Origin of the sequence: Paraburkholderia antibiotica (assembly GCF_012927125.1) — a bacterium.
Classification (GTDB): domain Bacteria; phylum Pseudomonadota; class Gammaproteobacteria; order Burkholderiales; family Burkholderiaceae; genus Paraburkholderia; species Paraburkholderia antibiotica.
Map to the genome: position 1 here is coordinate 183410 of NZ_JABBFZ010000012.1, position 13836 is coordinate 197245.

Annotated in this window: 13 protein-coding genes; all 13 read left to right on the forward strand. The window is 61.3% G+C overall.

The features are described 5' to 3' along the window. Positions 1-114 precede the first annotated feature (114 nt). The 13 genes from nuoE (at position 115) to HHL14_RS20120 (ending at position 13833) form a co-directional block, all read left to right on the forward strand. A complete protein-coding gene (gene nuoE, locus HHL14_RS20060) occupies positions 115-600 on the forward strand; it encodes an NADH-quinone oxidoreductase subunit NuoE (RefSeq protein ID WP_169499356.1) in 486 nt (161 codons plus the stop codon). Beyond that, on the forward strand, positions 597-1925 hold the full coding sequence (gene nuoF / locus HHL14_RS20065) for an NADH-quinone oxidoreductase subunit NuoF (protein ID WP_169499357.1): 1329 nt from the start codon (positions 597-599) through the stop codon (positions 1923-1925). The genes nuoE and nuoF overlap by 4 nt, the downstream gene beginning before the upstream one ends. Before the next feature lie 154 nt (positions 1926-2079). Further along, positions 2080-4413: an NADH-quinone oxidoreductase subunit NuoG gene (gene nuoG, locus HHL14_RS20070; protein WP_169499358.1), complete on the forward strand. Its 2334-nt coding sequence runs from the start codon at positions 2080-2082 to the stop codon at positions 4411-4413. Continuing rightward, positions 4414-5478, forward strand: coding sequence for an NADH-quinone oxidoreductase subunit NuoH (nuoH, locus tag HHL14_RS20075; RefSeq protein WP_169499359.1), 1065 nt, complete (start codon positions 4414-4416; stop codon positions 5476-5478). It begins immediately after the preceding gene. A gap of 15 nt (positions 5479-5493) precedes the next feature. Continuing rightward, entirely contained in the window at positions 5494-5982 is a 489-nt protein-coding gene (gene nuoI / locus HHL14_RS20080) for an NADH-quinone oxidoreductase subunit NuoI (protein WP_075296493.1), read from the forward strand. A gap of 188 nt (positions 5983-6170) precedes the next feature. Then, on the forward strand, positions 6171-6866 hold the full coding sequence (locus HHL14_RS20085; RefSeq protein ID WP_169499360.1) for an NADH-quinone oxidoreductase subunit J: 696 nt from the start codon (positions 6171-6173) through the stop codon (positions 6864-6866). A gap of 20 nt (positions 6867-6886) precedes the next feature. After that, a complete protein-coding gene (nuoK, locus tag HHL14_RS20090; protein WP_006052894.1) occupies positions 6887-7192 on the forward strand; it encodes an NADH-quinone oxidoreductase subunit NuoK in 306 nt (101 codons plus the stop codon). 17 nt (positions 7193-7209) lie between these two features. After that, positions 7210-9282, forward strand: coding sequence for an NADH-quinone oxidoreductase subunit L (nuoL, locus tag HHL14_RS20095; protein WP_169499361.1), 2073 nt, complete (start codon positions 7210-7212; stop codon positions 9280-9282). Between the two features lie 14 nt (positions 9283-9296). Continuing rightward, complete coding sequence (locus HHL14_RS20100; protein ID WP_169499362.1) at positions 9297-10787, forward strand: NADH-quinone oxidoreductase subunit M; 1491 nt, start codon at positions 9297-9299, stop codon at positions 10785-10787. Between the two features lie 25 nt (positions 10788-10812). After that, positions 10813-12285, forward strand: a complete 1473-nt coding sequence (gene nuoN / locus HHL14_RS20105; RefSeq protein ID WP_169499363.1) for an NADH-quinone oxidoreductase subunit NuoN — start codon at positions 10813-10815, stop codon at positions 12283-12285. After that, on the forward strand, positions 12285-12581 hold the full coding sequence (locus HHL14_RS20110) for a DUF2818 family protein (protein WP_075296503.1): 297 nt from the start codon (positions 12285-12287) through the stop codon (positions 12579-12581). The genes nuoN and HHL14_RS20110 overlap by 1 nt, the downstream gene beginning before the upstream one ends. A gap of 43 nt (positions 12582-12624) precedes the next feature. Next, positions 12625-13215, forward strand: coding sequence for an NUDIX domain-containing protein (locus HHL14_RS20115; protein WP_169499364.1), 591 nt, complete (start codon positions 12625-12627; stop codon positions 13213-13215). Between the two features lie 315 nt (positions 13216-13530). Beyond that, positions 13531-13833, forward strand: a complete 303-nt coding sequence (locus tag HHL14_RS20120) for a hypothetical protein (RefSeq protein WP_169499399.1) — start codon at positions 13531-13533, stop codon at positions 13831-13833. Positions 13834-13836 lie beyond the last annotated feature (3 nt).

Sequence of the window (13836 nt, forward strand, 5' to 3'; positions counted from 1 at the left end):
GTCTGCGGTCATCGCACCGCCACGCGCGTCAAGCAAAGGAACGCCGGGTCTGTCGCAGTATGACGTGAGCGACAGGTTTTCGTTCGGTAGGAATTGAAAGAGTCGTGTCTGAAAATGATCTCAGCTGAAGGCCTGAAGGAAATCGATCGTGCGGTTGCAAAGTATCCCGCCGATCAGAAACAGTCCGCCGTGATGTCGGCGTTGGCCACTGCTCAGGAAGAGCATGGCTGGCTGTCGCCCGAACTCATGCAGTTCGTCGCGGATTATCTCGGCATGCCGGCCATCGCCGTGCAGGAGGTTGCGACCTTCTACACGATGTACGAGACCTCGCCTGTCGGCAAATACAAGATCACGCTCTGCACGAACCTGCCGTGTCAGCTCGGCCCGGACGGCGGTTCCGAAAGCGCCGCCGAATACCTGAAGCAGAAGCTCGGCATCGACTTCGGCGAAACCACGCCCGACGGCAAATTCTCCCTGAAAGAGGGCGAGTGCATGGGTTCGTGCGGCGACGCGCCGGTGATGCTGGTGAACAACCATCGCATGTGCAGCTTCATGAGCCGCGAGAAGATCGACCAGCTGCTCGAGGAACTTTCGAAATGACGTCTTTACACGATCGTCACATCAAACCGCTGATTCTCGCCGGCCTGAACGGCGATAACTGGCATCTCGAAGATTACGTGGCGCGCGGCGGTTACGCCCAGCTGCGCCGTATCCTGGAAGAAAAGATTCCGCCCGAGCAGGTGATCGCCGACGTCAAGGCGTCGGGTCTGCGCGGCCGTGGCGGTGCGGGCTTCCCGACCGGTCTGAAGTGGAGCTTCATGCCGCGTCAGTTCCCGGGCCAGAAATACCTCGTCTGCAATTCGGACGAAGGCGAACCGGGCACGTTCAAGGACCGCGACATCCTGCGCTTCAATCCGCATGCGCTGATCGAAGGCATGGCGATCGGCGCGTACGCGATGGGCATCACGGTCGGCTACAACTATATTCACGGCGAAATCTGGGAAGTCTACAAACGCTTCGAAGAAGCGTTAGAGGAAGCTCGTCGCGCGGGGTTCCTCGGCGACAACATCATGGGCTCGGGCTTCTCGTTCCAGCTGCATGCGCATCACGGTTACGGCGCCTACATTTGCGGCGAAGAAACCGCGCTGCTCGAATCGATCGAGGGCAAGAAGGGCCAGCCGCGCTTCAAGCCGCCGTTCCCGGCGAGCTTCGGCGTGTACGGCAAGCCGACCACGATCAACAACACCGAAACGTTCGCGGCGGTGCCGTTCCTGCTCGCAGTCGGTCCGCAGAATTACCTCGAACTCGGCAAGCCGAACAACGGTGGCACGAAGATTTTTTCGGTGTCGGGCGACGTCGAGCGTCCGGGCAATTACGAAATTCCGCTCGGCACGCCGTTCGCGACGCTGATGGAACTCGCTGGCGGCATGCGCGGCGGCAAGAAGATCAAGGCCGTGATTCCGGGCGGTTCGTCGGCGCCGGTGATTCCGGGCGACATCATGATGCAGACCGACATGGACTACGACGCGATCGCCAAGGCTGGCTCGATGCTCGGCTCGGGCGCGGTGATCGTGATGGACGAGACGCGCTGCATGGTGCGCTCGCTGCTGCGTCTGTCGTACTTCTATTACGAAGAGTCGTGCGGTCAGTGCACGCCTTGCCGTGAAGGCACGGGCTGGCTGTATCGCGTCGTGCATCGTATCGAGCACGGACTCGGCCGTCAGGAAGATCTGGATCTGTTGAATTCGGTTGCGGAAAACATCATGGGCCGCACGATCTGCGCGCTCGGCGATGCGGCGGCCATGCCGGTTCGCGGCATGCTCAAGCACTTCTGGGACGAATTCGAATATCACGTCGCTCACAAGCATTGCCTCGTCGGCGGTCATGCCGGCACGGCGGCGACGTCGGAAACAGTGGCTGCCTGAAGGGCTACCGGAAGTGGTTGCCTGAGTCAGGCCGATCGGATTGACACACGCATACCTACCGGACGAACACCTCAACCGCAGGATTCGTCGCCCGAAAGCGGGCGATGAACAGGCGAACGATTGAGCGGTAACAGGTTAAGGAAGATTGACCATCATGGTTGAACTGGAAATAGACGGCAAGAAAGTCGAGGTGCCTGAAGGCAGCATGGTGATCCAGGCTGCGCATAAGGTCGACACCTACATTCCTCACTTCTGCTATCACAAGAAGCTGTCGATTGCGGCCAATTGCCGGATGTGTCTGGTCGATGTCGAAAAGATGCCGAAGGCCGTGCCCGCATGCGCGACGCCGGTGTCGGCCGGCATGATCGTGCGCACCAAGTCGGACAAGGCGGTGAAGGGCCAGCAAGCCGTGATGGAGTTCCTGCTGATCAACCATCCGCTCGATTGCCCGATCTGCGACCAGGGCGGCGAATGCCAGCTGCAGGATCTGGCCGTCGGCTACGGCAAGTCGTCGTCGCGCTATAGCGAAGAAAAGCGCGTGGTGTTCCACAAGAACGTCGGCCCGCTGATCTCGATGGAAGAAATGTCGCGTTGCATTCACTGCACGCGCTGTGTCCGTTTCGGTCAGGAAGTCGCCGGCGTGATGGAGCTCGGCATGCTGGGCCGCGGCGAGCATTCGGAAATCACCTCGTTCGTCGGCAAGACGGTCGACTCGGAACTGTCGGGCAACATGATCGACCTCTGCCCGGTCGGCGCGCTCACGAGCAAGCCGTTCCGCTACAGCGCCCGGACGTGGGAACTGTCGCGCCGCAAGTCGGTGAGCCCGCACGATTCCGTCGGCGCGAACCTCGTGGTGCAGGTGAAGAACGATCGCGTGATGCGCGTTCTGCCGTTCGAAAACGAAGCCATCAACGAGTGCTGGATTTCGGACAAGGACCGCTTCTCGTACGAAGGTCTGAACAGCCCCGAGCGTCTGACGAAGCCGATGCTCAAGCAGGGCGGCCAGTGGGTCGAAACCGACTGGCAGACCGCGCTCGATTACGTGGCCAAGGGCCTGAAGGGTATCAAGGGCGACCACGGCGCGAATGCGCTGGCGGCGCTTTCCAGCGCGCACAGCACGGTCGAAGAGCTGTTCCTGCTCAAGCAGCTTGCCCAGGCGGTCGGTACGCCGAACGTGGACTTCCGTCTGCGTCAGTCGGACTTCTCGGCGCCCGTTACCGGCGCACCGTGGCTCGGCACGACGATCACCGAACTGTCGAACATCGACGCGGCACTCGTGATCGGCACGGATCTGCGCCGTGATCATCCGCTGTTCGCCGCGCGTCTGCGTCAGGTCGCGCGTAGCGGTTCGAAGCTCACGCTGATCCAGGCCACCAACGACGACGCGATGATCCCGCAGGCGCAACGCGTCGTGGCGGCACCGTCGGCATGGCTCGACACGCTCGCGGGCATCGCTGGCGCAGTGGGCGAGGCGAAGGGCGTCGCACTGCCGGAAGCATTCGCCGGCACGCAGTCGACGGACGCGCACAAGCAGATCGCAAAGTCGCTCACCACCGGCGAGAGCCGCCTCGTGCTGCTCGGCAACGACGCGATCCGTCACCCGGATTTCGCGGCGATCCACGCCGCGGCGCAATGGATTGCCGAGGCAACCGGCGCAACGCTCGGTTTCCTGACCGAAGCGGCCAATACGGTCGGCGCGCATCTGGTGAACGCGCTGCCGGGCGAGGGCGGTCTGAACGCACGTGAAGTGTTCGAGCAGCCGCGCAAGGGTTATCTGCTGCTGAACCTCGAGCCGGAATTCGATACGGCCAATCCGGCGCAGGCGCTTGCCGCGCTGAAGCAGGCCGAGATGGTCGTCGTCATGTCGCCGTTCCAGACGGGCGCCGACTACGCCGACGTGCTGCTGCCGATCGCGCCGTTCACCGAAACGGGCGGCACTTTCGTCAACGCGGAAGGCACGGTGCAGACGTTCAACGGCGTCGTGCGTCCGCTCGGCGACACGCGTCCGGCATGGAAGGTGTTGCGCGTGCTGGGCAGCCTGCTCGGCGTGCCGGGCTTCGAATACGACACGGTCGAAGAAGTGCGCACGGCGGCGCTGGGCGACGGCGAGCTGAGCTCGCGTCTGTCGAACCGTACCGGCGTCGCGGTGACGCGCGGCAACGCGGTCAAGGCGGCGGAAGGCAAGTTCGAGCGTCTCGCGAACGTGCCGATCTATCACGCCGATGCGCTCGTGCGTCGCGCGGAGTCGCTGCATCTGACCGCGGCGGCTCGCACGGCGAACGCGGTCGGCCTGCCGGCTGCGCTGTTCGACAAACTGGGTTTGAAAGAGGGCGACGCAGTGCGCGTTCGTCAGGGCGAGCAATCGGTGCAGTTGCCGGCCGTGCGCGACGCGAATCTTGCGGAGACGGTCGTCCGCGTATCGGCGGCTACGCCTGCCGGTGCAGCGCTGGGCAGCCTGTTCGGTGAACTGGTGGTGGAGAAGGCGTAAATGAGCTTGTTCGATACGATCAACTCGGGCGGCGCCCAGCTTCTCGGTGTGGCATGGCCCACGGTGTGGGCGCTCGTGCGCATCCTGGTGGTGGCCGTCGTGATCCTGTTGTGCGTGGCTTACCTGATCCTGTGGGAACGGAAGCTGATCGGCTGGATGCACGTGCGTCTCGGTCCGAACCGCGTCGGTCCCGCAGGTCTGCTGCAGCCGATCGCCGACGTGCTGAAACTGCTGCTCAAGGAAGTGATTCAGCCTGCTCAGGCGAGCCGCTGGGTCTACCTCATCGCGCCGATCATGGTGGTGGTGCCGGCCTTCGCGGTGTGGGCGGTGATTCCGTTCCAGGCGGGCGCGGTGCTCGGCGACATCAACGCAGGTCTGCTGTACGCGATGGCGATTTCGTCGATCGGCGTGTACGGCGTGATTCTGGCCGGCTGGGCGTCGAACTCGAAGTACGCGTTCCTCGGCGCGATGCGCGCTGCCGCGCAGATGGTGTCGTACGAAATCTCGATGGGCTTCGCGCTCGTCGTGGTGCTGATGACGGCCGGTACGCTGAATCTGTCGGGTATCGTCGGTTCGCAGGAACAGGGCTTCTTCGCGTCGCACGGCCTGAACTTCCTGTCGTGGAACTGGCTGCCGCTGCTGCCGATGTTCGTTGTGTACTTCATCTCGGGCATAGCCGAAACGAACCGCCATCCGTTCGACGTGGTGGAAGGGGAGTCGGAAATCGTCGCGGGTCACATGATCGATTACTCGGGTATGGCGTTCGCGCTGTTCTTCCTCGCCGAGTACATCAACATGATCGTAATCTCGGCATTGGCTGCAACGTTGTTCCTTGGGGGCTGGAGCGCTCCGTTCGGGTTCCTGTCGTTTATCCCGGGCATCTTCTGGCTCGTCCTCAAGGTTTTCCTGCTGCTGTCGGTGTTCATCTGGGCGCGCGCCACGTTCCCGCGTTACCGCTATGACCAGATCATGCGTCTGGGCTGGAAGGTGTTCATTCCGGTCTGCGTGGTGTGGCTCGTGGTGGTCGGCTTCTGGATCATGTCGCCGTTGAACATCTGGAAATAAAGGGCGGACGAACCTATGACCGCAATCCAAAACTTCTTCAAGACTTTCTTCCTCACGGAACTGCTTAAAGGCCTCGCGCTGACCGGACGCTACACGTTCCAGCGCAAGGTCACCGTGCAGTTCCCGGAAGAGAAGACCCCGATCTCGCCGCGTTTCCGTGGTCTGCACGCGCTGCGTCGCTATGAAAACGGCGAAGAGCGCTGCATCGCATGCAAGCTGTGCGAAGCGGTGTGCCCGGCGCTCGCCATCACGATCGAATCGGAAACGCGCGCGGACAACACGCGCCGCACGACGCGCTACGACATCGACCTGACCAAGTGCATCTTCTGCGGTTTCTGCGAAGAAAGCTGCCCGGTCGACTCGATCGTCGAGACGCACATTCTCGAGTATCACGGCGAGAAGCGCGGCGACCTGTACTTCACGAAGGACATGCTGCTGGCCGTCGGCGATCGCTACGAAGCGCAGATCGCCGCTAACAAGGCAGCCGACGCACCGTATCGTTGAAGCGCTTTTCGATGCAGTAATCGCGGCAGTAAAAGCAGTAACACGGCCTGCTGTCGGGCCGACCGCCGCGGCTTAACCGCCGCGGCACGGCGCACCTGTGCGACGGTTCTGGCGGTTTCGTCCGCTGCTGCCGACCACGCGTGCCAAAGAACAATGCCTGACGATGGCCTAACGATGAACCGGTAATCATGGAATTCACGACCGTACTGTTCTACATCTTCGCGCTGCTCCTGGTTGTCTCGGGGCTGAAGGTGATCACCTCGCGCAACCCGGTATCGTCCGCACTGTTTCTGGTGCTGGCGTTCTTCAACGCAGCCGCGATCTGGATGCTGCTCGAAGCGGAGTTCCTCGCGATCCTGCTGGTGCTGGTCTACGTCGGCGCGGTGATGGTGCTGTTCCTGTTCGTCGTGATGATGCTGGACATCAATCTCGACGTGCTGCGCAAGGACTTCAAACGCTTCGTGCCGATGGCCACGGCGGTCGGCGCGATCATCGTGATCGAAACCGCGCTGATCCTGTGGCACGGCTACGGCGCGACCAGCACCGCGCTGCACGACACGGCCGCGGCCGCCGCCGGCATGGGCGACTGGTCGAACACGCGTCTGATCGGCAAGATCATCTACACCGACTACATCTTCGCGTTCGAAGTCGCCGGTCTCGTGCTGCTGGTGGCAATCATCGCGGCGATCGCGTTGACCACGAGCCACAAGAAGGACAGCAAGCGTCAGAACGTCAGCGCGCAGGTCAAGGTGCGTGCGCAGGATCGCGTGCGCGTCGTGAAGATGCCGTCGGAGAAAAGCGCGGCGACCATCGCCGCGGAAGAGGCCGCAGCTGCGGCGGCCGCGGCGGCAGCAGCCGACTCGGCCCCTGCCAAGAACAGCTGAGCGGACAGGAGATAGAAATCATGTTGACCCTTGCTCATTACCTCGTCCTCGGCGCGATCCTGTTTGCGATCAGCATCGTCGGCATTTTCCTGAACCGTCGTAACGTCATCATCATCCTGATGGCGATCGAATTGATGCTGCTCGCGGTGAACACCAACTTCGTCGCGTTCTCGCACTACCTGGGCGACGTACACGGCCAGATTTTCGTCTTCTTCGTGCTGACGGTTGCGGCAGCCGAAGCGGCGATCGGTCTCGCAATTCTGGTGACCCTGTTCCGTAGTCTCGACACGATCAATGTCGAGGATCTCGATCAGCTCAAAGGTTAATTTCAGGAAAAGCGGTTATGTCCACGATACTCAATGAAAACCTGCTGTTGGCAATTCCGCTGGCGCCGCTTGCCGGCTCCCTGGTTGCAGGCCTGTTCGGGAAGGCGGTAGGGCGAGCGGGTGCGCATTCGGTCACGATCCTCGGCGTCGCGGTTTCGTTCATCCTGTCGGCCATGGTCTTCTTCCAGGTGATGAACGGCGCGAGTTTCAACGCGACCGTTTATGAATGGATGTCGATCGGCAAGACGCAGCTCGAAGTCGGCTTCCTCGTCGACTCGCTGACCGCGATGATGATGTGCGTGGTGACCTTCGTGTCGCTGATGGTGCACATCTACACGATCGGCTACATGGCCGACGACGACGGCTACCAGCGCTTCTTCTCGTACATCTCGCTGTTCACGTTCTCGATGTTGATGCTCGTGATGAGCAACAACTTCCTGCAGCTGTTCTTCGGCTGGGAAGCAGTGGGCCTCGTGTCGTACCTGCTGATCGGCTTCTACTTCAAGCGTGAAAGCGCGATCTACGCGAACATGAAGGCGTTCCTCGTGAACCGCATCGGTGACTTCGGCTTCCTGCTGGGCATCGGTCTGCTGTTCGCGTTCGCCGGCTCGATGAACTACGGCGAAGTCTTCGCGAAGCGCACCGAACTTGCGGCGCTGAGCTTCCCGGGTACCGATTGGGGTCTGCTGACCGTCGCCTGTATCTGCCTGTTCATCGGCGCGATGGGTAAGTCGGCACAGTTCCCGCTGCACGTGTGGCTGCCCGACTCGATGGAAGGCCCGACGCCGATTTCCGCGCTGATTCACGCGGCAACCATGGTGACGGCCGGTATTTTCATGGTCACGCGTATGTCGCCGCTGTTCGAACTGTCGGATACGGCGCTCTCGTTTGTGATGATCATCGGCGCGATTACCGCGCTGTTCATGGGCTTCCTCGGCATCGTCCAGAACGACATCAAGCGCGTGGTCGCGTATTCCACGCTGTCGCAGCTCGGTTACATGACGGTCGCGCTCGGCGCATCGGCTTACTCGGTCGCCGTGTTCCACCTGATGACGCACGCGTTCTTCAAGGCGCTGCTGTTCCTCGGCGCGGGTTCGGTGATCATCGGTATGCACCACGATCAGGACATGCGCAACATGGGCGGCCTGCGCAAGTACATGCCGATCACGTGGATCACGTCGCTGGTCGGTTCGCTCGCGCTGATCGGCACGCCGTTCTTCTCCGGCTTCTACTCGAAAGACTCGATCATCGACGCGGTGAAGCTGTCGCATCTGCCGGGCTCGGGTTTCGCGTACTTCGCGGTGGTCGCAAGCGTGTTCGTGACCGCGCTGTATTCGTTCCGTATGTACTTCATGGTGTTCCACGGCAAGGAGCGCTTCCGCGGTCCGAAGCATCCGGAATCGCCGATGGGTATCGAAGCTGCTGCGCATGCGCATGACGCGCACGGCCACGACGATCACGGCCACGGCCATGGTCACGACGACCACGCTCACGAGCCGCACGAAACGCCGTGGGTCGTGTGGGTGCCGCTGGTTCTGCTGGCCATTCCGTCGATCGTGATCGGTGCGATCGGTGTCGGTCCGATGCTGTTCGGCGACTTCTTCCAGCACGGTGTCGCGTTCGACAAGGTGATCTACATCAGCGAGAACCACCCGGCGCTGCACGAGATGGCCGAGGAGTTCCAGGGCTGGGCGTCGATGGGTCTGCACTCGGTGTCGGGCCTGCCGGTGTGGCTGGCGCTCGCGGGTGTCCTGGTTGCGTGGTTCCTGTATCTGGTCCGTCCGGATCTGCCGGCTGTCATCAAGCGCGCATTCGGCCCGATCTATACGTTGCTCGATAACAAGTACTACATGGACAAGATCAACGAAGTCGTGTTTGCACGGGGCGCGGTGGCCATTGGCCGGGGTCTGTGGAAGGAAGGCGACGTCGTCGTGATCGACGGTATCGTCAACGGCAGCGCACGCTTTATCGGCTGGTTCGCTAGCGTGATCCGCTTCCTCCAATCCGGCTACATCTACCACTACGCGTTCGCCATGATCATTGGCATGCTGGGGCTCCTGACCCTGTTTGTAACGCTCGGCGGCAAATAAGGCGAGGGACACTAATGCACGCTTATCCGATTCTCAGCATCGCGATCTGGTTGCCGATCCTCTTCGGTCTGCTGGTCCTCGCGATCGGCAACGACCAGAACCCGGCGCCGGCGCGCTGGATTGCGCTGATCGGTTCGGTCCTGAGCTTCCTCGTGACGCTTCCGCTGATCACCGGTTTCGATTCGAGCACCGCCGATCTGCAGTTTGTCGAACAGGCGAACTGGATCGAACGTTTCCATATCGCGTACCACCTCGGCGTGGACGGCATCTCGATGTGGTTCGTCGTGTTGACCGCATTGATCACGGTGATCGTCGTGATTGCCGCGTGGGAAGTGATCACGAAGAACGTCGGCCAGTATCTCGCCGCGTTCCTGATCCTCTCGGGCATCATGGTCGGCGTGTTCAGCGCGGCCGACGGCATGCTGTTCTACGTGTTCTTCGAAGCGACGCTGATCCCGATGTACATCATCATCGGTGTGTGGGGTGGGGCGAACCGCGTGTATGCGGCGTTCAAGTTCTTCCTGTACACGCTGATGGGCTCGCTGCTGATGCTGGTCGCGCTGCTCTATCTGTACATCCAGACCGGTTCGTTCGACCTCGCTACCTGGCAGCACGCGCAGATCGCAATGACGCCGCAGGTGTTGCTGTTTATCGCGTTCTTCATGGCCTTTGCGGTCAAGGTGCCGATGTGGCCGGTGCACACATGGTTGCCTGACGCGCACGTGGAAGCGCCTACCGGCGGCTCGGTCGTGCTGGCCGCGATCATGCTGAAACTCGGTGCATACGGTTTCCTGCGCTTCTCGCTGCCGATCACGCCCGACGCAAGCCATTTCCTCGCGCCGGTCGTCATCACGCTGTCGCTGATCGCGGTGATCTACATCGGTCTGGTCGCGATGGTGCAGGCCGACATGAAGAAGCTGGTCGCGTATTCGTCGATCGCGCACATGGGTTTCGTCACGCTCGGCTTCTTCATCTTCAACCAGCTTGGCGTGGAAGGCGCGATCGTGCAGATGATCTCGCACGGTTTCGTGTCGGGCGCGATGTTCCTGAGCATCGGCGTGCTGTACGACCGTATGCACTCGCGTCAGATCGCCGATTACGGCGGCGTCGTCAACATGATGCCGAAGTTCGCGGCCTTCGCGATGCTGTTCTCGATGGCGAACTGCGGCTTGCCGGGTACCTCGGGTTTCGTCGGCGAATTCATGGTGATTCTCGCGGCTGTCCAGTACAACTTCTGGATCGCAGGCGGCGCTGCGGTGACGCTGATTCTCGGCGCGGCCTACACGCTGTGGATGTATAAGCGCGTGTACTTCGGCGCGGTCACGAATGACCACGTGAAGCACCTCGTCGACATCAACCGCCGCGAATTTTTCATGCTGGCAGTGCTCGCCGCACTGACGCTGTTCATGGGCCTGTATCCGAAGCCCTTTACCGATGTGATGCACGTATCCGTGGAAAACCTCCTCTCCCACGTTGCTCAATCGAAGCTGCCGTTGGCTCAGTAACGACGAGCGGAGGAATTTAAAGACCATGCAAAACGCCCCTATGACTGCTCTGTTGCCCGACGCACTGGTGATGTTCGCCGTTGTGATCGCGTGGCTCAACGACACGTTCGTCGGCCAGGCCGGTCGCCGTACCACGTATTTCATCGCGTTCTTCTCGACGCTCGTCGCCGGGATCTGGTTCGCGATGAATGCGTTCGACCCGCAAGTGCATTACTTCTTCAGCCACATGTACGTGGTCGATCCGTTCGCCAACGTGATGAAGGCGGTGGTGTCGCTCGGCTATGCGGTGTCGATCGTCTATTCGCGTCGCTACCTGGAAGACCGCGGCCTGTTCCGCGGCGATTTCTTCCTGCTCGGCATGTTCTCGCTGCTCGGCCAGATCGTGATGATCTCGGGCAACAACTTCCTGACGCTGTACCTCGGTCTGGAGTTGATGTCGCTGTCGCTGTACGCGGTGATCGCGCTGCGTCGCGAAGTGGCGTCGTCGAACGAAGCGGCGATGAAGTACTACGTGCTCGGCGCGCTGGCTTCCGGTTTCCTGCTGTACGGTATCTCGATGCTGTACGGCGCGACCGGCTCGCTCGACCTGAACGAAGTGTTCAAGGCGATCGGCACGAGCCACTACGATCCGACCGTGCTGCTGTTCGGCGTGATCTTCATCGTGGCCGGCGTGGCGTTCAAGATGGGTGCGGTGCCGTTCCATATGTGGGTGCCTGACGTGTATCAGGGCGCACCGACGGCGATGACGCTGGCAGTCGGCGGCGGCCCGAAGGTGGCGGCATTCGCGTGGGGCCTGCGCTTTCTCGTGATGGGTCTGCTGCCGCTCGCAGTCGAATGGCAACAGATGCTGGTGATTCTCGCGGCGTTGTCGCTGATCGTCGGCAACATCACCGGTATCGTGCAGCGCAACATCAAGCGGATGCTCGCGTACTCGGCGATCTCGAACATGGGCTTCGTGCTGCTCGGCCTGCTCGCTGGCGTGGTCGATCAGAAGACCACGGGTGCGGCAAGTGCGTACGGTTCGGCGATGTTCTACAGCATCGTCTACCTGATCACCACGCTCGGCACCTTCGGCGTCATCATGCTGCTGGCACGCCGCGATTTCGAAGCGGATACGCTCGAGGACTTCAAGGGTCTCAATCAGCGTAGCCCGGTGTTCGCGTTCGTGATGATGGTCATGATGTTCTCGCTCGCGGGTATTCCGCCGGCGGTCGGCTTCTACGCGAAACTTGCGGTGCTGCAGGCTACGATGAACGCCGGCCTGACGTGGCTCACCGTGCTGGCCGTGATCACGTCGCTGTTCGGCGCGTTCTACTACCTGCGCGTCGTCAAGCTGATGTACTTCGACGAGCCGCAGGACAAGTCGCCGATCGTGGCCGACACGAGCACGCGTGCGCTGCTCGCGCTCAACGGCGTCGCAGTGCTGGTGCTCGGTATCGTGCCGGATCCGCTGCTGCGCGCCTGTCTGACCGCCATCCAGCACACGCTGCTGCTCTGATGTCCGCTGCGGGCTGGTTTATCGTGCTGTTGGCGCTGGTCGGCGCCAACGTACCGTTCCTGAATCAGCGCCTCTTCGCCGCCGTGCCGTTGAAGGCGGCGAAGAAAAGCGCCTGGCTCCGGATTGCCGAATTGATCGTGCTGTATTTCGTGGTCGGCGCCTTGGGCTTTCTGCTCGAAGCGCGCGCGGGAAACCGCTTCGAGCAGGGCTGGCAGTTCTACGCGATCACGTTTGCCTTATTCGTCGTGTTCGCTTTCCCCGGCTTCACCTTCCAATATCTCGTCAAACGCCGCTGACGGCGTCTCGCCGTCGCGCGCCACGCTGTTCCGAGGTCCGCATATGGCTGAACTTCCCAATCACGACGCCGCGCTAACCGAGACTTGCATCGACAGTAAGACGGTCCACCAGGGGCCGTTCATGACGGTCAAGTTCGATACGGTCCGACTGCCGGACGGCAAGCAGGCAACCCGCGAGTACGTTCAACATCCGGGCGCCGTCATGGTGATTCCGCTTTTCGACGATGGCCGCGTGCTGCTCGAAAGCCAGTATCGCTATCCGATGGGCAAGGTGATGGTCGAATATCCGGCGGGCAAGCTCGATCCGAACGAAGGCGCGCTTGCCTGTGCGGTGCGCGAACTGCGCGAGGAAACCGGCTATACCGCGCGCGAGTATGTGTACCTGACGCGTATTCACCCGATCATTTCGTATTCCACCGAGTTCATCGATATTTATCTTGCGCGCGGCTTGACCGCGGGTGAGCGCAAGCTCGACGAAGGCGAGTTTCTCGAACTCTTCACGGCAAGCGTGGAAGACGTGTCGGAGTGGGTGCGCACCGGCAAGATCACCGACGTGAAAACGATCATCGGTACGTTCTGGCTCGAGAAGGTGCTGTCGGGTGCGTGGCCGACGCTCGCGCCTGAGTCGGTGTAAGTTTCCTGTGGCCGGCTAGCCGGCGCGATAGTACTGTACGAAGAAGCCCCTGTCTGGTCGAAGACCAGCGGGGGCTTTGTCATTGCGGCGCGGCTTTTTCTCTTCTTTCTCTTCCCAAAAATAGGCCTGTTCCTATGCCATCAGGCTGTCTCGTCGCATCGTCGACGGACCGCTAGTATGAGACTTCCGATCGTGGCGGATATCGTCGATTTTATTCTGGATAACGAACGATGGACGCCGGGGCGATCTAAAACTGCATCCCCATTTGGTTGTCAATTGACAACTAAATGGGGATCGGCTAAATTGGAGGTGTCGATGGTTCGAGGAAGGCACGCTAAGAAAGAGGTCGAGGCTGCGTTGACTTACGCAGAACAGCATGGCTGGCGTGTTCAGGACGGCGGAAGAGGGCATGCGTGGGGAAAAATCTATTGTCCGCACAATCATGCCGAGTGTCGCTGCGGCGAGTTCTGTATATCGAGTGTCTGGAGTACGCCGAAGAATCCGGGCAACCACGCCCGGCACTTGCGGCGCATCGTCGACAACTGTACGGCTCGCGGTAGCGGGCATGGTGTCGAACAGGAAGCGCACGAATCCGGGATGGAACGAAGACAGGGGTAACGT